Source organism: Natranaeroarchaeum aerophilus (genome assembly GCF_023638055.1).
Classification (GTDB): domain Archaea; phylum Halobacteriota; class Halobacteria; order Halobacteriales; family Natronoarchaeaceae; genus Natranaeroarchaeum; species Natranaeroarchaeum aerophilum.
Map to the genome: position 1 here is coordinate 71967 of NZ_JAKRVY010000009.1, position 19233 is coordinate 91199.

Genomic DNA, 19233 nt, shown 5'->3' on the forward strand with positions numbered 1-19233 from the left:
TTAGATCGACCTCGCTTTGATCAGCATCTCTTCGGTATCATCCGGTGCTCCGAGCTCCTCGACCACGTCGGCCAGGACGTACCGGCCGAAGACCGGTCCCTCTACGCGGTAGTACTTGCCCAGCAGCTTGCCGGAAATCTCGTCGGCGACGACCGTCGTGTCCAGCGCGTCCATCGCCATGTCCTTTGCCTCCTCCAGCGTGATGTCGGCCACCGCCTCGGTCGCCTCCTTGTCGAAGATGACCTCGTGGGCGTCGTGGCCGTCGTCGATTACGCCTTTGATACGCAGGTCGAACTCGCCCTCGACCTCTCCGTGTTCGGAACAGCGCCCGTTCTGGAGGACGCGCGTGCAGTCCTCCTCGGGACAGCGTTTGATCAGGCCGCTACCGCTCTGGATGTCGACCAGCGCCCCCTCGACCGTCTCGGCGTCGTCGCCGACCTCGATCTCCTCTTCGAGCTCCTCGATCGTGGTCGTACGATTTAGCTTCACCGAGTACTGGCCCTGGTACTCGTCGGTGACGACGTTGCCGAGTCGGTAGACCTGTCCGGATTCGAGCTCGTCGAGCTCCGATTTGGCCCACTTTGTGAACTTGATCGTCCCGCTCTCGTCGCCGAGCAAGCCGACCTGTCCGACCGCGTCGCTGCGTGGCTCCCAGAGATCGACGACTTTCGCCTCGACCGTGACCCACTGTTCGGCCTCGTCGATTTCGGCCAGTTCCACCAGGTCGCTCCCGCCACCAGCGCCACCGAGCGCGTCGCGCTCCAATCCTGCCTCGTCGAGGTAGTGGTTGGTGACGCTGCGGCGTGCCTCGTCGACCGGCACTTTGTACTCGTCGACGAGATTCGAGAGTCGCGACTCGACGTCGTCGACGTCTACGTCCAGGTGGTCCGAAAACTGTTCGTGTATGTCTTCCGCGTGTGTGCGAAGGTCCGTCATGGTTTCTCTCGTCTCCGCTTTGTTTTCCGATGGGAGACATTCGAGAGTAGGCCGGGATCGTATATAAACTTCCGGCCCCCATATTGGAAGTGAAATCTCGGTACGTGGCGGTGGCGTGTCTGTCGTGGTCGAATACCGAACGAGCGTGGGGCTACCGGGTGATACCCCGATGGGTCTTAGTGTCCCGACGACCAATGCCGGCCTATGACACCGGACGGTGGCCCCTGTGGCTGACCGCAAGCGCGTCGAGCGGTTCATCCGCTCTACGCTCCAGAACGCGGGCCGACAGGTCGCCGAAGCCAGACAGGCCTACCGTGAGGGGCAGACCACGGCACAGCTGCCGCGCGACGAGGAAGGGCGCGTCCGACTGGTCTGTCGCCGTCACGCCGAGCGCCGCGCCGTCCGCCTCGACGGGGAGGGACGACCAGCCTGTTTCGACGCCGACCATCCCGACTGTCGGGGCTGTGCGGAAGACGTTCAGGACGGCATTGTCGAGACGTGGTAACTCCTCGCGACGCGCGGTGAAAGTGTAATCTGTGGTCAGAGAGGGCGTCCTTTCGTGCGATTTCGAAGTGAAGCGCAGGGGTTGTCAACGTTCCCCGTGATCAGTCGCCCGACGCGGGTTGAACGCCCGCCGACTCGATGTCCTCGCCGCCGACGGAGGACCGATAGGCGTCCATGCCGTCGTCCCGATCGATCCCAAAGTTCCCGGCGTAGAGCTCCTGAACCCGTTCGTACTCCTCGTCGGAGAGCGCGGGTGCGTCGCTTGCGGCCGCCCACGCGTCGATGTCGTCCGTGGTGCGGAAGGTTGGCGTCACGGTCGCAACGGAGTCGTGATAGAGCAGCCACTGGATGGCGGCCTGGGCCATCGTCCGCTCGTCGTCGCGTTCGAGGAATCGGAGCTGCTCTACTTTCTCCCAGCCGGTCTCGTACCACGCGGTCGGGCGGTGTGATCGGTGGTCGCCGTCTTCGAGTTCGGTGTCGGGCGTCACCTGTTCGTTGAGCAAGCCCGAGGAGTGTGGGACGCGGGCCATGATCGACGTCTCGGCCTTCTGGCGCTCGATCTCGTCGACGAAGTGCATCCCCGGCCCCTGCTCGAAGAGATTGAACACGGTCTGGAGCGCGTCGAACTCGTGTTCGATCGCTGCCTCACCCTCCGCGAGCCAGCCGATCGAGGGGCCAAGCGCCCAGCCGACGGCGTCGACGCGGCCCGACTCCTGTAGCTCGTCGAGCGTTTCGAGGACGTCGCGGTCGACCTCGTCGACGTTCGCGTTGTGCAACTGCAGTACGTCGACGTAGTCGGTGTCGAGCCGGTCCAGCGAGCGGTCGAGCGCTGTCTCGATCCACTCGGGTGTGACGTCTTTGGGGAGCTCGCCGTGGCCCGCCTGCGGGTTGTTGTAGAAGTCGTAGCCGACTTTCGTGCCGATCGTCACCTCCTCGCGACGCTCGCCCAGCGCCTGCCCGATAATCTCCTCGCTTGCGCCGTGGCCGTAGACGTCTCCCGTATCGAAGAATGTGATCCCGCGGTCGACGGCGTGACGGACCATATCAATTGCCTGCTGTTCGTCGCGGTCGCCCCACCAGTCGGTCCCGACGACCCACGCGCCAAAGCCAACTTCGCTCACGTCGACGTCGCTCTCGCCGAGCGTTCTATAGTTCATACACACTCGTTATATGTGGGGATACTTAGCGCGTACGGATGCCGGGGTTCGACAATATCGTCTACTGGCGAAGTTATTTGAACAGATATTTCTTCGGAGATTAATGGCAGACACCAGTATATTTATTATCTTGCAAACTACACTGGTGTGTATGGAACGACCGATATCGGATGAAATTAACGGTGGTGGGCGGTCGAAGAAGGTGGAAGAGCTCGATGCAGTCGACCCGGAGACTGTCGCCCAGCTCGACGATACACCCGACAAGAGTGGTGATGGGCCATCACCGAACGAGTTCGAGGGGTTCGTCGCCAATGTCGACACCGAGCCCGTTTGCTCGGAACAGACTGATGACGTTCCGATCGATGCGTCGATGGACGAGCTGTTCGCGGAATAGGCCGTATCCGCGAACCTGAAGCAAGCAGGTCCTCAAACACCGGCGAACGCGGCCCGGACGAAAACCCATTTTACCTCGGGCGGCAAACCCATCCTATGACCAAGCGCCACGTCGACCTCCCCGCGGACGCGGAATCGGGGCTCGACGCCTTTATTACCGAGGTAGACGGCCGCCTCGCGTCCGAGGAGGACACCTGTGCCGTCGTCGAGGACACCCTCGTCGATTTACATGGGGATCGGGAGGCCTACGAGCGGTGGCAAAACGGCGGCGACGTTTCGCCCGCCGAGCGCGTCCGCCTGCAGGGGTACGACCCATGTAACTCGACACTGGAAAGTGAGTACTACGCCGAAAAGGACGAAGCGCAGTTCCAGCGCTCGAAACATCTCCAGTGGCTCTGGCGGCAGTTCGATGCGACACCGATGGCCGACAACGTCGAGTTTGCCCTGCGATTTCGCCGGATGCTCGCGGATCACCTCTTTGCCGACTGTGGCGAGGACTGCCGATTTTTCAAGGGGATCTCGGTGACCTACGGCCACAACATCGAGATCGGCGACAACGTCGTGATTCATGATGACGTGCATCTGGACGACCGCGGTAAACTGACGATCGGGGATCGCGTCTCGATCTCCGACGGCGTCCACCTCTACAGCCACGATCACGACATCGTCGACCAGACCGAGGTACGGAACTACCATACGATCGTCGACGACGATGCGCGCGTCACCTACGACGCGATGGTCCGGGCGGGCTGTCGTGTTGGCAAGAACGCTATCGTCGGCGCGCGCGGTGTCGTCCAGACCGACATCCCGGACCATCATATTGCGGTCGGAATGCCCGCCAAGAGCGTCAAAATTAAACCCGGCTTCGAGGACGAGGCGATACCGGTCGATGGCGACGATGTCAACGTGAACAGACAGGCCGACCGCGAGCTGGAGTACGAGCTGCCGGACGACCTGGAACAGTTCGACGAGTTTCAGCGTGATCTGGAGCCGGACCGACGACTCGATCGGTAAACCATTGGGTCATCGGCTGGTCTGTGAGAGAAGTCTGCGGCCCGGCCGAATGGCCGGGGGCGATCAATCAGGCAACGTTAAACCCACGGTCTCTGAGGAAGTCCTCGACACGTCCGGAGTGATTGCCCTGGAGTTCAATGAGCCCTTCCTCGACGGTCCCACCACACGCGAACTTGGATTTCAGGTCCGAAGACAGGCTATCCAGATCCACGTCGCTGGGATCGAATCCATCGATGATCGTTACCTCTTTGCCGTATCTGCGCTCGTCAATGCGGATCTCTATCTGTTGGGATTCCTTGGCCACGTCTTCGCAGACGCAAAGCTCTTCGGGCAGCCCGCACGTCGAGCAGACTTCCGACATTACAGTTCGATGTATGCCACTATCGTATTAAACGTTGTCGGGACCGGGCGGCACAGAACCCGCCGTCTCCGTTCTCGTGATCAACGACGAAGCAGTCCCCGAACTCGACTCCGTTCGGCGACCAGCTCGTCGACGAGCCGAACCGCATCGTCGGCATCCTCTGCGGAGATCTCTCCGCCGTATCGCGCTCGCTCGTGGATCCGTGCGACCCGCTCGATCCGCTCGTCGACGTCCTCCACGGTAGCGAGATACTCGCGATACGTTTCGGTCGGCTCTCGGTCCCGGTGCTCGTCGCCGAGCAACAGTTCGAGGCGGAAGAACGCACGCTCGATATCCCTCTCCGGGTTCTCGCCCGCACTCTGCCAGTGCAGTTGAGCGGTTCGGTGCGCGCGGTCCACGTAGCCAGCGCGGTGGGCACCGGCGGCCAGCCCGAAGAACAGTACGAGACTCATCGCGATCGTCTCCCGGGATGGTAACGGGATCGTGAATCCTTCGTCGGGGTCGTCGTACTCGTCGACATCCGGTGACTCTTCGTCGTGCTCCTGTTCGTCCGCTTCGGACTCGTCGGTCTCCTCTTCGCTTTCGTCCTCGTCGCTTTCCGATTCGTCTTCGACGGGTTCGTCCTCACTGTCGTCGGTGTCGACGTCGGGGTTCCCGAGCGCACGCTCTTCTTCGATCCGGTCAGCACGGGTGTCGTCACGCGGTCCCGACGGGGTCGGATCGAAGGTTACCCACCCCTGATCGGGGAAGTACACCTCGACCCAGGCGTGGGAGTTCAGCCCGCGGACGACGTACTCGTCGTCCCCGACGGACTGGCCGGTGGAGTAGCCCGTCGCCATCCGGGCGGGGATCCCCTGCGAGCGAAGCATCGCTGTCATCGATGTTGCATAGTAGGTGCAGTACCCCTCATCCATCTCGAAGAGGAAGCCGTCGGCGATGTTGCCGTCGGGCTTCTCGACATCGAGGGAGTACTCCTTTTCGGCTTCGAGGTACTGCTCGATCGCTACTGCGCTGTCATAGGGGTTGTCGGCGTCGGCCGTCACGTCGTCTGTCAGTTGACCCACTCGCTCCGGTTGGTCTTCAGGGAGCTGCAGATAGCGATCCTCGACCTGTTCGGGATAGTCCGTCCCGGCGGTTCGGAGTTCGTCGGGCTCCGCATCGGGGCGTTCACTACGAATTCCGTAGCCGTCGCCCTCGAGAAGTGATCGCTCGGTCAGAACGCTGCCGTGTTCGGTCACCTGGGTCTGGGAGGTGATCCCGCCGCGGACTTCCGTTGGCTGATTGGCCGCAGGCATCGCGTTCGTCTGCGTTTCGACCCGGTAGCTCTGGACGACCGTTTCGGTCGAACCGGGCGGTCCCTCAATTGGACCATCGTAACTACTGGTGTCGCCGGAGCGAACCCAGCCGTCGCCGGTAAACGTATCGTATGTCCCGACGCGCCAGTGTGCTGGCTCGTTGCTCTGCACCGTGTAGCGAACTTCGGGGGTGAGATCGACGCTTCCCTGGATCTGCAGTTCGTCCGGGGAGTTCATCAGGCTTCCCTCGACCGTGTCCGCGTCCTCGCCGTCTTCCAGTCCGCCCAGAGAGCCGGGACTGTCGAGCCCGAGGGGCGCTCCGCTACCACTCGGAACGACGGTGACTGAAACGGTGAACAGGAGCATCACGGCAACCAGAACGATGAGAACGTCGAGCTGTCGAAGCGAGCCGTCCCTGCGATCGAGTTCGCCGAACCCGACTGCACACGTCGCGGCGAGGACGCCGATTAGCGTCGTCATTGCCGGGGCGTCCCCGGTGAGCACGAGCATCAACAGTGCACCCCCACCAACGACGGTACTCCCGATATAGCGGCCACGGACTGCCAGATACCACGACAGGAAGACCGGTGCCGGTGCGGTGCCGGTCGCCCACACTTCTGCGTCCGTAATCTGGATTAGCGACAGGCCAGTAAGCAGGGACAGCGCGTCGTTCAACAGGACATCCCACGAGCCGATTACTGTCGCAGTCGTCCCGGGCGACATCGCGAGATACCAGCCGTAGCCGATGATCAGTAGACTCCCGGCGAGCAACAACGCAGTGCGCTCTGCAACGAGTTTTGCAAGGATCGTCGCGACCACTAGCGTCAGCATCACTGCCGTGACGACCTGCGATGACTCTCCGACAACGATGGCGATATCCCGTAACACCGTTGTGTAGGACACCGTCAACACCAGAATCGAGCCGAGTGCGAGATACCGGTATGCGGAGGTGAGCGCCACGTCTTCCGGAAGCAGAGTCCCGAGTCGCGCGGTGTTCGTACTCACGTCGCTCCCACCCCGGTGGCGGTCCTGCCGAATTCGCCCCGACCAGCTTCAGAGGCCCGGAAACCCTCCCCGGCTGGGTCAGTCCTGCCTCCCGTAACGAGATCGTCGAACGCAACCGTTGTGCGGTCCGCTCGAACTGTAACATCCTCTCCCTCGGCCGAGACGATCAGGTCAGCACGCTCCTGTGTTTCGTCGGCCAGTCTCCCGCTGGAAAGCCGAGCGAGCGCCGCCAGTATCGATCGCCGGTGCTCTCCGCCGCTTTCGGGAGCGACCGTCGCCGTGGGAGTCCCGAGACCGACCTCGAAACCGGTGTCGAGGAGGTAACACGCAATGCTTGCGGCGGCTGCCGCGAGGTTGTCAGGGTCACCGGCGTCGGTATCAACCGCTATTCGGACTGTCTCCTGCCGACTGCTATCGTCGAATTCCCCGACGACGAGCCCCTCGTCCGGGCGTTTTGCACTCGCCTTCCAGTCGACATCCCGAAGCGTGTCACCACGCTGGTACTCCCGGAGATGCTCGAACTCGTCGTTACCGTAGGACTGATCGACCGCCGAGAAGACTGTCAGACCGGAGCCTGCAGGATCGAGCTGATAGGTTGGCGGATACACGAGCAGTCGGTCGATCTCCTCGAACTCGAACTGCCGGGTGAAAAGCCCCAGAACATCCGTAATTTCGACAGCAAGCGGCCCGATCTCGTGATCGCCGCGCTCGTCCAGACGGAGGTCGTAGGTAAGTGGGCCATTACCGATCGTCGTCGTGGCACGGTTGCCGGTAGCGAGTAGTCCCTTACCTACGCTGTCGTACACTGTTGCACTGGTCGGTGAGTCGGTCTCGATGGCCAGTTCTACGGATCGTTCCGTTCCGACGGCCCCGGGTTCCGGGAGTCGGCGATCGACCCGGGGAGGATCCGCGATCCCGACCTGTACGGCGGCGACGACGAGCGCGACGAGCGCCGGCCCGACGACGGCATTGAGCGCCCGAGGGCCGAACTCTGCGGCCATATAGACCCCCCCGACGATCAGCGCGATTACGACGACGCCGCGACGTGTCGGCTTCATCGACAACGCCCCCTCATTCGATCGGTACCGATGTGAGTGCATTCTCGACGACATCCGTACCCGATCTGCTCCCGTCGCCGGTTCGGATCCGGTGTGAGAACACGACCGGCGCTTCCGTCTTGATGTCGTCGGGGAGGACATACTCCCGTCCGGAGAACGCCGCCCGTGCCTGTGCTGCACGGAGGAGCGATACCGTCGCGCGGGGGCTGGCCCCGAGTTCCGCGTGCTCGCGCGTGTACGTCGCAAGTCGCGTCGCGTACTCACGAATGGGTGCCTCGATCGTTACCTCTGCGACTGCCTGTCGTGCGCCAACGAGCGTCGCCGTGTCGGTGACCGGGGCGAGCGATTCGATCGGATGCGTCCCGACGACCCGGTCAAGCATCTCGGCCTCGTCCTCGGGCTCCGGATACCCCAGCTGAAGCTTCTTCGTAAAGCGGTCGATCTCCGCGAGCGGCAGATCGTAGGTCCGATCGGGTTCGACCGCGTTCTGTGTCGCGATCACGGTGTATGGCCGCGGCAACGGGCGTGTCTCGCCGTCCACCGTCACTTGCTGTTCTTCCATGGCTTCGAGCAAGGCGCTCTGGGTCTTTGGCGGAGCGCGGTTGATCTCGTCGCCCAGAACGACGTTTGCGAACACCGGCCCCGGCTGGAACTCGAACTCCCGTCGCTGCTTGTTGAATACGTTCACACCGGTAATATCGGAGGGGAGGAGATCGGGCGTGAACTGGACGCGTTTGAACCGACAGTCGACGGACCGGGCGATCGACCGGGCGAGCATCGTCTTGCCGACGCCGGGGACGTCTTCGAGCAGCACGTGACCCCGAGCGAGCATCGTGACGACCACGTGTTCGATCACGTCGTCCTGACCGACGATCACTCGCTTCACGTTGTCGACGACCGATGACGCGAGCGGCTGGATGTCCTCTATCGGGATTGTTTGCACATCGGTAGACTGCTGTGAGGGCTCGAATACGTCGGGAGAGTTAGCATCCGTCATTGTTTCAGAGTGCGTTCCCGCAACCACGACCAGCAGGCGCGGGGAGAGCTATGTCCTGTTCGGTTCCCTGAGTAAAAGTCTTTGTGACGGAATACACCGACTAGAGCCAGTCTAGATGTGATCTACGAGATCACAGACCGCGTCGGCGTCGGCGACGATAAACGCATCCTCGTGCAGTGCATCCTCGTCAGTGGGGAGAAAGAGCCGCTGATCGCGATTCAGTCGGTCGACTGTCACGACATCGAGTTCCGCTGGCTCGTAGCCCAGATCGGTTTCGATGTCGGGATCCATACGAAGTCGCTCCCAGTCACGTCGCGTCGCTCCGTCCATGGTATCACCGATCACCGATTGGTTCGACTGCGATAGGCGATGCCTGTTCGCACTCGGGGCCGTTACAACTGCCAGTATCGATCTCGTTAGTGGTGTCTCCGTTGCCAGTGATGGCGACTCCATCGGTCTCCCACTCCCCGTCGAGATGCCCGATTGCCGGAACTCCGTCGCTTTCGTTGTACACGCGAGTGTCGGTGATGATGCCGCTACCCCCACCGTCACGTGGGTTGATCTCGATCGGAGCGTGCGGAAGCTCGTTGTAGACGTCACAGTCCCGGATCGTGATGTTTCTGCCCGTACTCTCCGTTCCTTCCCGAACCCAGATGCCACGCATGTTGACGCTTTGGTCGCTCCCCCACTTGTCATCGTGTTGGGTAGTTAGCACGACGGTCGCACTCTCGACCGTGGAGTTCGTGCCGCTAATGCGGATGTTCGCGATGTTGTTATTTTTGTATAGCCCACCGATCACCGTGACTTCGCCGTCGTTCCCGTTGGACCCGCCCGGCGCACTAGCGTACAGACCGTTGTCGGGGAACGACTCGAACCAGCAGTGTTCGAGTACGGCGACACCTGCGTGTTCGGGTCGGACGAACACTCCTTCTCCGTAGTCGTTGCTTCCGTCGGGGCGCGCAACACGTCGAAGCCTCACCTCGTCGCCCTCGGACGCCTGGAGGGTTATGTTCCCGTTACCACCCGCGACGCCGCGCCAGACGATGTTATCGAGCAGGAGATCGCCGCCGTTTGCGGAGAGCACCTCGGAGAAATTGTAGCCATCGCCGTGATCGAAGACGACATCGCCAAACTCGCCTTCTCCCCGGACTGTAACGTCCGCATAGCCATCACCCAGACCGCGGGTGAACGCGCTTGTCGAGTAGTCGTATCTACCAGCCGGGACGATGATCTCTAGACCGTCTTCGATATAGTCCGAGAGCCAGGCTCCGACATCGTCACCCTCCGACAATCCCTCTTCACCGAGATCGATTACGTCCGAATCCTGCACCGCTTCCGGTTCATCGGCCTGGAACCCACCCGTTTCTTCGAGTGCAACTGCCTCCTCCGTGTCGTCCGAACTCCCTGTGCCGAACAGTAGGGCGGACGTACCGAGCAAGAGACCACCACTGCCGATTCCGGACAGGTACGAGCGACGACTGTAGGTTTCGATTGACGGTACGTCCGTATCAGTATCCTCTGCCATGTCCGGGTAAGATCGGAGTATAATAAAAACGCTTTTCGCGGATTGACAAGCGTTGTATCGAACTCCAACGGTTCTTACCACTGATTGGTTACGGATACCTGCCTCCGAGTTACGGAGAACCGACCCGATCAGTGAACCTACCTGTCCGAACTGGTGGTGAGTGCTGACGCGCGAAGCAAGCGCTTATTCGTAGTATTCCATCTTTACCGTACCCCGGCAGTCCGATAATTGACTGCTACCTGAGGAGTAATACCGCGTCAAACAGAACCACGCTGATGACTGGGATGGGAGACACACTGGCATTCAGAGATCCCGTATACCCCGGTAAGCTCCGCTTAGAACACCGATCGTCGGTGTTCTTGTCAGAGAGAGTAGTAGTACTCGCCTTCGCGTTTCTGTTCGCGGTCCAGTTGGCTTTCGGGCTTGTTGATCCGCGGTCGGCCAACGCGCTCGTCGCGGCGGAACGTGATATCCAGGTTCGAGAGGAACTCGTTCATCCCCGACCGCATCGCCTGGGGCTGGCCCGCACGACCGTGCTCGGCGGGCTCGCCGTCGAACACCATCAGCCGGTCCGCCAGCAGATCCATCATATAGATGTCGTGGTCGATGACCATCACGGTTGCACTCTGCTGTTCGGCGTACCGCCGGATCGCGCTCGCGGCCTGCACGCGCTGTTCGACGTCGAGGTGGGCCGACGGTTCGTCGAGCAGGTAGAGGTCGGCCGAGTCCGACAGACAGGCCGCGATGGCGACCCGCTGGCGCTCACCGCCGGAGAGGTCGGTGAGGTTCTGCTCCATGATCCGTTCCAGCTGGAGCGGCTGGGCGATCTCGGTGTCCCAGTACGAGGAACCAAACTGATCGGTGATCGACGAGAGGAAGGCGTCGACGCGCATCGGCTGGTCGATGTCGATGTACTGGGGCTTGTACGAGATGTCGAGCGCGACGTCGAGGTCGCCCTCGTCGGGCTCCAGGGATCCGGCGAGCATCTTCGCGAACGTCGATTTACCGATCCCGTTCGGGCCGACGATCCCGAGCACCTCGTTTTTCCGGATCGTCCCCCCCTCAACGTCGAGGCTGAACTCGCCCTCACCGTAGCTCTTTGTAACGTCGGGATACTCCGCGAGCGTCTGTGCGCGGTTAACGGGCCGGGGGGCGTGTTCCTCGAACTCGATCGGGCTCGGCCGGATCCGCATGTTCTCGTTGTCGAGGTAGCCCGCGAGATACTCGTTGATACCGTTGCGGACCGACTTTGGTGGCGTAACGACACCGTACGCGCCCGGACTCCCGTAGGCTATATGGAGGGAATCGGCAAGCAGGTCGAGAATTGCCAGGTCGTGCTCGACGACCAGCATCGATTTATTTTCCTCGTCAGCGAGTTCGCGGATCAGCCGGGCGACGGTCATCCGCTGGCCGATGTCGAGGTACGGCGTGATCTCGTCGAGGAAATAGAAGTCAGCCTCGCGTGCGAGACACGCTGCGATGGCGACCCGCTGGAGCTCCCCGCCGGAGATGCTGTCGATGTCCTGATCCATTACGGGGCCGATCTCCATACGATCGATCAGGTAGTCGAGTTCGCCCCGCTCGTCCGTGTGTTCGAGCAGTTCCCGCGTGTTCCCATCGAACTGGCCGGGGATCTCATCGACGTACTGGGGCTTTCGGGAGACCTTGACGTCGCCGTCGCGGACTGCGGCGATGTAGTCCTGTAACTCCGTCCCGCGATACCGTTCCAGAACGTCGTCCCAGTCCGGTGGCGACTCGTGGTTACCCTGATTGGGTACCATCTCGCCCGCGAGGATGCGGACGGCTGTGGTCTTCCCGATGCCGTTCGGGCCGAGGATACCGGTAACCTTGCCCTCTTCGGGGATCGGCAGCCCGTACAGTGAGAATGCGTTTTCCCCGTAGCGATGGGCTGGATCGTCGTCGAGCTCCTGGGGGAGATTGATGATTTCGATGGCGTCGAACGGGCACTTTTCGACGCAGATACCGCAGGTTTCACCCAGACAGATCTCCTCGGAGATGTGGACCTGATCGGGCTGGCCCTCCCGGGTCTCCTCGCCACGCAGCGTGATACACTCCTTGCCGGTTCGGTTCGGCGGGCAGTAGTTCTTGCACTCGTAGTTACACCGGTCCGGCTGACACCGTTCGAGATCGACGACTGCAATGCTGTCGTCCGCCATGTTAGAGCGAAAAGCCGGTCGTCAGCATAATGCCCCACGTGACGAACCAGAAGGCGAAGGTCATGAACGCAACAAAGAGGTAATCCTTCGCACCCCCGAAGTCGTCGTACCCGAGCAGGTCGTAGAGGGGGATCTGTGCGATAATCGCGACGACCACGACGAGCTGGGCCATACCGTCGCCCGCGGCCTCCGCTCCCGGACCGCCAACGTACAGCGACCCGAACGCTGCGGCGACGCCCGCAAGTGCGGTGATCGTCGTGATCGTTACCGCCCGGAGGTGCTGGGCCTTCGGGCTGGCAGTTTCGGTCGACATACTGCATAGTCGGATATCACCGGTAAAAAGGCGTTCGTTCCAGCACTGGCGTCTGGCTGCACTGCTCTTTTGCTCAGTGGGGCCAAAAGAGTGGAGTCGCGGGAGCCACACCGATTGCATCCAACTGTCCTGACGGATCCGAACGTGGGTCCTCAGTTTAGCCGAGGATGTACTTTGCGGCGGGGTACTTTTCGATGAGTGGTTCACCGGCGATCTCTATCTGTTCGATGTGTTTGTCGAGGCCGAGGATTCGGCCTGCGCCGAAGGCGGCCACCGCCAGGAAGACGACGGCGTAGATGAGCGTCGAGTCGAAGACGGCGAGCCACTCTGCGGGCCAGCCGCCGAGGTAGAACAGCGCCATCTGCATGGCACCGCCGAGGGCGGCGAGGCGAACGAACGCGCCGGTGATGAGTGCGAGGCCGATCAGGACCTGCGTCAGTGGGACGATTACGTTGACGAATTCCATGAACAGCCCACTCTCGGCCATTAGTGCGAACAGGCCGCTGGCGGGGCTGACTGCGTCGACGTTGGCGAGGTAGCCGCCGGCGTCGAAGGCCTCGCCGCTGAAGATGGCGTATTTGCCGAGTCCTGCAAAGAGGATCATGCCGCCGATCATGACCCGGAGTAGGACGACGAACCACGCGCTCAGAGCGTGTGGCTGGCCTTCGAGGTTAATTCCCGCGTACTGGCTTTCGAGTCGGTTTTGTGATTTCGTGGACATCGTAATCTACCTCGTGCAATTATACATAATCAAGGAGAATACCTGCGCGTTTAGGCGCAGGATGAATCCGACAACTCTGAGTCAATCTACGCTGCAATAGCCACTTTGAGATTTGACAATCCATAGCTTAAACTGACAGGCAATCCTACGTATGGGTAGGAATCAGGCTGGGAACAGAGTGATTCCCACCAGTCCTACGATGGCGGCCTGTCCGCCCCAAGCAATGAGACAGTAATCGGAACCAGTCGATGACCGCCCGGTTCTTCTCTGAATCGGTCGCGGAGTTGACTGCTGTACGCATGGAGAAAGTAACTCCGAGTCTGTTGACGCTGACTCGACCCTCGCCGGGCAAAAACAACCACGAGGGTCGATGAACGCCGAGGATAGGAGTACCGGGGGCTTGGCACTCCCAGCAGTCCCACCCGCCACAGTCCGTGAACCCCACACGGATTCTCACCGTACTGGGGTTCGGTGGGACTGGAGACCTGAAATCTCCAACGCTCAGGATTCCTCCGCGTTTACGCGGAGGAGGATGTCAACAGTTGGCCGGCCACCCTCTTGAACGGTAAAAGTGGTTCCCACTAACTGGGAACCACCAGTTCTCGCGCGACGATCTCACGTCTGTCCAACCGTCGAGTGCAGTGCCCCCGGCGCTGGAAGGAAACGCATTTGCCCGCCCGTCCCAGGATATCTGTTGATGGCACTCGCCGAGGACCTCGCCGACTTCGAGCTCTCCGACTTTGCGGACGCGTTCGCGTTCGAGTCGTTCAACCGGATGCAACAGGAGGCCCTGCCCGGGTTGCTCGGGAGCGACGAGAACGTCGTCGCCAGCGCGCCGACCGCGAGCGGCAAGACCGCACTCGCCGAGCTGGCGATCTGTCGGGCGCTTGCCAACGGCGGAACCGCGCTTTTTGTCGCCCCCCTCCGTGCGCTGACCAACGAGAAGGAGGCCGACTGGGAGCGCTTCGAGGAACTCGGCTACTCCGTGTACGTCGTCACCGGCGAGCGGGACCTGAATCCCCGGCGTGCGCGTCGGGCCGACATCCTCGTAATGACGCCCGAAAAGACCGACTCGGCGACCCGCAAACACGACAGCCGCCGCTACGACTTCATTACCGACATCGACGTCTGCGTCATCGACGAGGTCCATCTGCTCGACTCCGATCGCCGCGGAAGCGTCCTCGAAGTGACGATCTCGCGACTCCGGCGGCTCTGTGAACCCCGCGTCGTCGCGCTCTCGGCGACGATGCCGAACATCGACGACGTGGCGGCGTGGCTCGACGCTCCCGCCGAAACCACCTTCGAATTCGGCGACGAGTATCGGCCGGTCGACCTGCACGCCGACGTGCGCACGTACACACACGGGGAGAACTCCTTTGCCGACAAGTACCGCCGGCTCTACCGGGCGATGGATCTGGCCGAACCCCACATCGACGACGGCGGGCAGGCGCTCGTCTTCGTCTCCTCGCGCCAGGACACCGTCCAGGCCGCAAAGAAGGCACGCGACGAGATCGCCGAACGCGACCTGGAGATGGGCGCACGCGGCGAGTACGACTACCATACCGAGACCCAGCAACTGGAAAACGACACCCTGCGCAAGTCCGCGCTCGATGGGGTTGGCTTCCACCACGCGGGGCTCTCGAAAAACGACAAGGACCTCGTAGAGGAGTGGTTCCGACAGGGACAGATCCAGCTCCTCTTTTCGACGTCGACGCTCGCGTGGGGAGTCAACCTTCCCGCTCGCTGTGTGGTGATTCGTGACACGAAGTATCACGACCCGCTGGAAGGTGAAGTCGACATGAGCCCGCTGGATGTGCTCCAGATGCTCGGACGGGCGGGCCGTCCCGGCTACGACGACGTGGGCTACGGCTGGATCGTCTGTGATCGCGCCGACGCCGACAAGTACCGGAAACTTCTGCGGGACGGCAAGGAGATCGAATCCCAGTTAGCGGAGGATCTCGACGCCCACCTCAACGCCGAGATCGCCATGGGGACGATCCGCGATCTCGACGACGTGATGGACTGGCTCGAAACGACGTTCTACTACCAGCGCGCCCAGAGCGCCCCCTCGAAATACGGGTTCGAGAACCTCCGCGAGCGCGTCCGCGAGACGCTCTCGGAACTGGTCGAGGCTGGCTTCGTCGAGACCGACGAACTGGGCGTCGATCCAACGCCGCTGGGACGGCTCGCGTCGAAGTACTACCTGCGGCTCGATACGGCCGAGCGGTTTCACGACCTCGCGACGGCAGAGCGTCAGGATGTCGACACCGTCCTCGAAGCGGTCGCGACCGCCGAGGAGTTCGACAGCGTCAACGCCCGCCAGTCCGAGCGTGACGCCATCTCGGCTGTACTCTCTGGCAAAACCTACACTGACGACGTGGATGCTGGCCAGCGAAAAGTACTTGCAATCCTGCACTCCTCGATGACCGGCTCGACACCCGCAGACCTGACCAGCGATGCGTGGGTAATCCGGCAGAACTCCGTCCGGCTGGTGTCCGCACTCGGGGCCTTCTGCAGGCGCTTTGCTGACCCCCAGACCGCCAACCTCGTCCGGCGCGTCGAGGCGCGCCTCGACCACGGGGTCAGCGAGGGGGCTGTGGGTCTAACTGCAGTCGACGGGATCGGGTCGGGCCGGGCCAGCAAACTCGCTGCCGAGGGGATCACGACACCCGGGGAAGTCATCGCCGTGGGCGTGGACGGCCTCGTCGCCGCCGGGCTCTCCGAGGGCGTCGCCGAGCGCGTCATCGAGTCCGCGGGCGAACTGCCAGCCATCGAGATCGAGTGGGGCTCGTTTCCCGACTCGATCCCACACGGGCAAAACGAGATGTGCGAGGTCACGGTCCGAACTGTGGCGGGTAACGCCGCGGTCGGCGTGCGCGTCACGGTCAACGACATCGAGATGACTGCTGACGAAACGTACCTGAGCGACGAACTTGCCGTCCCGGTCGGGGTCTTCGGCGGCGACGAGTCGCCGCTGGAGTACGCCGTCGAAGTGTCGTTCCCCGAGTTGCCGCTGTTGCCCGTGCGGGACTCGCGAAGCGTCGACGTAGAGCGACCCTAGCGGTCGCCCGCAACGACGTCCAGCACCGTCTCCCGGAGCTCTCCTGGCCCCTCGGCGACGATGTCCGCGTCGGAGAAATCCATACCGGGGTTGATTTCGGTTCGATACGCGATACTCGTCATCCCCGCACGATTTGCCGCCTCGACCCCGTTCTCGGAGTCCTCGACGGCGACACAGTCGGCCGGATCGACGTCGAGTTCGGCAGCGCCCGTCTCGTAGACCAGCGGCTCCGGCTTGCTGCGGCCGTCGATGGCGTTCCCGCTCACGACGGCGTCGAAGTACTCCCGGATGCCGAACCGATCGAGGACGATGTCGATCCAGTCGTGGGGCGATGAGGAGACGACCGCAAGTGCCACGCCGCGCTCCCGGAGCTCTTCGGCAAGCCCCTCGAAGCCCTCCAGCAGGCCGACGCGCTCGCCGTATAGCTCCTCGGCTGCCTCCTCGTAGTGGGCTTCGAACGTCTCGCGGTCCACCCGCAACTGATCGCCGTAGTGGGCTTCGAGGTAGTCGTAGATCTCCCGGTAGTTCATGCCCGTGATCTCCTCGTCCTCGACAACTCCCTCGCCGACTGCTTCGGGCAGGACCCGCTCCTCTTCGAGTTCGACCCAGTACTCCTCGGAGTCGACCAGTACGCCGTCCATGTCCCACAGCACTGCCTGCATATCCAACTGGTACACCGTCCCGCCGGATATACCCGCCGCCGCGGTACTGGGGGATGGTCCACAGGTTCAAGTACGAACCCGCGGCCAGAGCGGTCCATGTCCGAGACGGCCGATCCAGTTCTACCGGAAACCGACCACTCGATCCGCGTCTTCGCGGGCGAGTGTACCGCCATCTACGACAGCGACGGCCGCGAGGAGCATCGCGGCCATGTCACCGTGGTCGTCAAGCCCGACAATACCGTGCTGGTCCACGACGCCGATGGCTACCAGCCCGTGGCGTGGCTCACCCGCGCCGATTCGGTGACCTGTGCCCGCGACCGTGGGTTCTCGGTGACAGCCCGCTCTGGCGAGGAGACGCTCCGGGTCGTCGGCCACAGTGAGGACGGCTACGCCAGCTATCCGGCGACCGAAGCGGGCGTGCCGGTCGGCTCCTGTCCCGACTGCGGGCGCTCGCTCGTCCGTGCGAGCGGCGCAGTGTCCTGTCTGGGCTGTGGCAACCGGTACGGGCTTCCCGCCGGTGCGTCGATCCGATCGGAACACTGTGAGTGTGGCCTCCCCCGGCTTCGGGCCGAACGCGGTCTCCCCTTCGATATCTGCATGGATCGGGAGTGTGAGTCCCTCGACGCCGCGGTCCGCGAGGAGTTCGACCGGGCGTGGGACTGTCCGGAGTGTGGCGACGATCTTCGGATCCTTCGCCGGGGCGGGCTGATCGCCGGCTGTGACTCCTATCCCGACTGCGAGACGGGTTTTTCGATCCCCGCGGGGACGATCGTCGGCACCTGTGGCTGTGACCTCCCGCTGTTCGAGACGCCGACTGGGCGGCGGTGCCTCGATGCGACGTGTGAGGCCAGCGAACTGCCCGGGCCGTGACCGGGTGGCTGTCCCATCTCCGGTCGACCGGCCCCATTCCGGACCGTAGCACCTTTGCCCGCAGGCGGGCGAGAGTCTCCCAATGGAAGGCACACTCCGCGACGGCGTCGTCCACCTCTCGGGCAACGCGCGCCAGCAGTTCTACGATGCCCGCGGATACGGCTATCCCACCGGCGGAAACGACATCGCCCTTGCCCCGGTCGAGGCGGCCCATCTCCTCTTTCGCGGGGATCTGGAGGCGATCCTCGACGACGATCGACGGCTCGGCTTCCGGGAGTTTCTCACCCAGCCGGGACGCGAGCGCTTTGGCCTGCGCTTTCTGGTCTATGCCGACCTGCGCGCACGCGGGTTCTATCTCTCGCCTGCCCGAGATCGCTGGACGCCGAGTTCGGCCGACCTCGGGAGTATCGATTTCGTCGTCTACCCTCGCGGTAAGGGACCCGAGGACGGGCGCACCGAGTACCGAATCCGGGTCGTCGGCGAGCGCCAGGGTGTCGCGGCGTCCTCGCTGGGGGAGTGCACCCTCGCCATCGTCGACGAGGAAAGCGAGATCACCTACTTCGCGACGGACAGTCCCGCGATCGAGGGGTCGACGACGGTCGACCTGCCAGAGAGCGTTCCGGCAGTACTCTTCGCGGACCGGGCGATCTGCTGGGAGCCGCCCGAACGACTCCACGAGAGCGGTTTCTACGGCCAGCCACTCGCAGAACGGAACGCCGAGGAGATCCACGGGCTTCAGCTTTCGCTCGTCGAGGCCGCACAGCTCGCCGCCGCGGGCGCGATCGACATCGACGGGGGCTACGAGGCGGTCGTCGAGCGCGGCCGCGCCGTCGAAGGCGAGCGGTTCGACCGGCGGCTCTACACCTACTCCGTGCTCCGTGAACGCGGTGTCGTCCCCAAGACCGGCTTCAAGTTCGGCGCGGACTTTCGGACCTACGCCGACGTCGAGTCCGTCGAGGAGCTGAGCCACTCCGAACGCCTCGTCAGGGTGTTGCCGCCCGATCACGAGTTCGCTCCCCGAGATCTGTCGCTCGACATCCGACTGGCCCACGGCGTCCGCAAGGAGATGCTGTTTGCGCTGACCGAGGGCGAGGATATCGACTGGCTCGGCGTCGAACGAATCACGCCCTGAGGTTTTTGGGCTGGCGCGTCTCCCGAAACGAACGGTTTATGCGGCCGCCCGC

At 62.8% G+C, this 19233-nt stretch carries 18 protein-coding genes; 6 read left to right on the top strand and 12 right to left on the bottom strand.

All coding sequences use genetic code 11. From position 1 onward, the window contains the following. Nucleotides 1-936, bottom strand: a complete 936-nt coding sequence (locus AArcSt11_RS14355; protein WP_250598084.1) for a replication factor A — start codon at nt 934-936, stop codon at nt 1-3. A 226-nt stretch (nt 937-1162) separates the two neighbouring features. Between AArcSt11_RS14355 and AArcSt11_RS14360 the strand changes: the two genes are divergently transcribed. After that, a complete protein-coding gene (locus AArcSt11_RS14360; RefSeq protein WP_250598086.1) occupies nt 1163-1441 on the top strand; it encodes a DUF7091 family protein in 279 nt (92 codons plus the stop codon). 100 nt (nt 1442-1541) lie between these two features. Here the strand turns inward: AArcSt11_RS14360 and AArcSt11_RS14365 are convergent, their stop codons facing one another. Continuing rightward, entirely contained in the window at nt 1542-2597 is a 1056-nt protein-coding gene (locus tag AArcSt11_RS14365) for an aldo/keto reductase (protein ID WP_250598088.1), read from the bottom strand. 151 nt (nt 2598-2748) lie between these two features. Here AArcSt11_RS14365 and AArcSt11_RS14370 point away from each other — a divergent pair, with 151 nt between their 5' ends. Together AArcSt11_RS14370 and AArcSt11_RS14375 are read left to right on the top strand one after the other, a co-directional pair. After that, nucleotides 2749-2991 carry a hypothetical protein gene (locus tag AArcSt11_RS14370; RefSeq protein ID WP_250598090.1) on the top strand — a complete coding sequence of 81 codons (243 nt, stop codon included), beginning with the start codon at nt 2749-2751 and terminating at the stop codon, nt 2989-2991. A 95-nt stretch (nt 2992-3086) separates the two neighbouring features. After that, the gene (locus tag AArcSt11_RS14375; protein WP_250598092.1) at nt 3087-4004 is read left to right on the top strand and encodes an acyltransferase; all 918 of its coding nucleotides are present in this window, start codon (nt 3087-3089) and stop codon (nt 4002-4004) included. Between the two features lie 67 nt (nt 4005-4071). On the opposite strand, the gene yciH is transcribed toward AArcSt11_RS14375, so the two are convergent. The 9 genes from yciH to AArcSt11_RS14420 form a co-directional block, all read right to left on the bottom strand. Continuing rightward, nucleotides 4072-4365 carry a stress response translation initiation inhibitor YciH gene (gene yciH, locus AArcSt11_RS14380; protein WP_238477765.1) on the bottom strand — a complete coding sequence of 98 codons (294 nt, stop codon included), beginning with the start codon at nt 4363-4365 and terminating at the stop codon, nt 4072-4074. Nucleotides 4366-4445: 80 nt separating this feature from the next. Then, nucleotides 4446-6665, bottom strand: a complete 2220-nt coding sequence (locus AArcSt11_RS17120; RefSeq protein ID WP_250598094.1) for a transglutaminase TgpA family protein — start codon at nt 6663-6665, stop codon at nt 4446-4448. Continuing rightward, entirely contained in the window at nt 6662-7723 is a 1062-nt protein-coding gene (locus AArcSt11_RS14390) for a DUF58 domain-containing protein (RefSeq protein ID WP_250598096.1), read from the bottom strand. Before AArcSt11_RS14390 ends, AArcSt11_RS17120 begins: the two co-directional genes overlap by 4 nt. A 13-nt stretch (nt 7724-7736) precedes the next feature. Next, nucleotides 7737-8720: an AAA family ATPase gene (locus tag AArcSt11_RS14395; protein ID WP_250598098.1), complete on the bottom strand. Its 984-nt coding sequence runs from the start codon at nt 8718-8720 to the stop codon at nt 7737-7739. Between the two features lie 111 nt (nt 8721-8831). After that, nucleotides 8832-9011 (bottom strand): hypothetical protein, encoded by a 180-nt coding sequence (locus tag AArcSt11_RS14400; protein ID WP_250598100.1) that lies wholly within the window; start codon nt 9009-9011, stop codon nt 8832-8834. Nucleotides 9012-9054: 43 nt separating this feature from the next. Next, entirely contained in the window at nt 9055-10245 is a 1191-nt protein-coding gene (locus AArcSt11_RS14405) for a hypothetical protein (RefSeq protein WP_250598103.1), read from the bottom strand. A gap of 362 nt (nt 10246-10607) precedes the next feature. Beyond that, a complete protein-coding gene (locus tag AArcSt11_RS14410) occupies nt 10608-12422 on the bottom strand; it encodes a ribosome biogenesis/translation initiation ATPase RLI (protein WP_250598105.1) in 1815 nt (604 codons plus the stop codon). A gap of 1 nt (nt 12423) precedes the next feature. Further along, nucleotides 12424-12735, bottom strand: a complete 312-nt coding sequence (locus tag AArcSt11_RS14415; protein WP_250598106.1) for an EMC6-like membrane protein — start codon at nt 12733-12735, stop codon at nt 12424-12426. A 157-nt stretch (nt 12736-12892) separates the two neighbouring features. Then, entirely contained in the window at nt 12893-13456 is a 564-nt protein-coding gene (locus tag AArcSt11_RS14420; protein ID WP_250598107.1) for a DoxX family protein, read from the bottom strand. Nucleotides 13457-14153: 697 nt separating this feature from the next. Here AArcSt11_RS14420 and AArcSt11_RS14425 point away from each other — a divergent pair. Then, nucleotides 14154-16517 carry a DEAD/DEAH box helicase gene (locus tag AArcSt11_RS14425; protein WP_250598108.1) on the top strand — a complete coding sequence of 788 codons (2364 nt, stop codon included), beginning with the start codon at nt 14154-14156 and terminating at the stop codon, nt 16515-16517. Here AArcSt11_RS14425 and AArcSt11_RS14430 read toward each other — a convergent pair. Further along, entirely contained in the window at nt 16514-17179 is a 666-nt protein-coding gene (locus AArcSt11_RS14430) for an HAD family hydrolase (protein ID WP_250598109.1), read from the bottom strand. The genes AArcSt11_RS14425 and AArcSt11_RS14430 overlap by 4 nt on opposite strands. A gap of 96 nt (nt 17180-17275) precedes the next feature. Here AArcSt11_RS14430 and AArcSt11_RS14435 point away from each other — a divergent pair, with 96 nt between their 5' ends. Continuing rightward, on the top strand, nt 17276-18049 hold the full coding sequence (locus AArcSt11_RS14435; RefSeq protein WP_250598110.1) for a topoisomerase DNA-binding C4 zinc finger domain-containing protein: 774 nt from the start codon (nt 17276-17278) through the stop codon (nt 18047-18049). 82 nt (nt 18050-18131) lie between these two features. Then, the gene (gene endA, locus AArcSt11_RS14440; RefSeq protein ID WP_250598112.1) at nt 18132-19181 is read left to right on the top strand and encodes a tRNA-intron lyase; all 1050 of its coding nucleotides are present in this window, start codon (nt 18132-18134) and stop codon (nt 19179-19181) included. The last annotated feature ends 52 nt before the right edge of the window (nt 19182-19233 follow it).

Excerpts from the sequence above, each read along its gene's own strand:
- AArcSt11_RS14435 (WP_250598110.1), top strand. The coding sequence starts at position 17,276 with ATGTCCGAGACGGCCGATCCAGTTCTACCGGAAACCGACCACTCGATC.
- AArcSt11_RS14400 (WP_250598100.1), bottom strand. The coding sequence starts at position 9,011 with ATGGATCCCGACATCGAAACCGATCTGGGCTACGAGCCAGCGGAACTC.
- AArcSt11_RS14410 (WP_250598105.1), bottom strand. The coding sequence starts at position 12,422 with ATGGCGGACGACAGCATTGCAGTCGTCGATCTCGAACGGTGTCAGCCG.
- AArcSt11_RS14375 (WP_250598092.1), top strand. The coding sequence starts at position 3,087 with ATGACCAAGCGCCACGTCGACCTCCCCGCGGACGCGGAATCGGGGCTC.
- AArcSt11_RS14395 (WP_250598098.1), bottom strand. The coding sequence starts at position 8,720 with ATGACGGATGCTAACTCTCCCGACGTATTCGAGCCCTCACAGCAGTCT.
- AArcSt11_RS14420 (WP_250598107.1), bottom strand. The coding sequence starts at position 13,456 with ATGTCCACGAAATCACAAAACCGACTCGAAAGCCAGTACGCGGGAATT.
- AArcSt11_RS14355 (WP_250598084.1), bottom strand. The coding sequence starts at position 936 with ATGACGGACCTTCGCACACACGCGGAAGACATACACGAACAGTTTTCG.
- AArcSt11_RS14405 (WP_250598103.1), bottom strand. The coding sequence starts at position 10,245 with ATGGCAGAGGATACTGATACGGACGTACCGTCAATCGAAACCTACAGT.
- yciH (WP_238477765.1), bottom strand. The coding sequence starts at position 4,365 with ATGTCGGAAGTCTGCTCGACGTGCGGGCTGCCCGAAGAGCTTTGCGTC.
- AArcSt11_RS14365 (WP_250598088.1), bottom strand. The coding sequence starts at position 2,597 with ATGAACTATAGAACGCTCGGCGAGAGCGACGTCGACGTGAGCGAAGTT.
- AArcSt11_RS14430 (WP_250598109.1), bottom strand. The coding sequence starts at position 17,179 with ATGCAGGCAGTGCTGTGGGACATGGACGGCGTACTGGTCGACTCCGAG.
- AArcSt11_RS14370 (WP_250598090.1), top strand. The coding sequence starts at position 2,749 with ATGGAACGACCGATATCGGATGAAATTAACGGTGGTGGGCGGTCGAAG.
- endA (WP_250598112.1), top strand. The coding sequence starts at position 18,132 with ATGGAAGGCACACTCCGCGACGGCGTCGTCCACCTCTCGGGCAACGCG.
- AArcSt11_RS14390 (WP_250598096.1), bottom strand. The coding sequence starts at position 7,723 with ATGAAGCCGACACGTCGCGGCGTCGTCGTAATCGCGCTGATCGTCGGG.
- AArcSt11_RS14415 (WP_250598106.1), bottom strand. The coding sequence starts at position 12,735 with ATGTCGACCGAAACTGCCAGCCCGAAGGCCCAGCACCTCCGGGCGGTA.
- AArcSt11_RS14425 (WP_250598108.1), top strand. The coding sequence starts at position 14,154 with ATGGCACTCGCCGAGGACCTCGCCGACTTCGAGCTCTCCGACTTTGCG.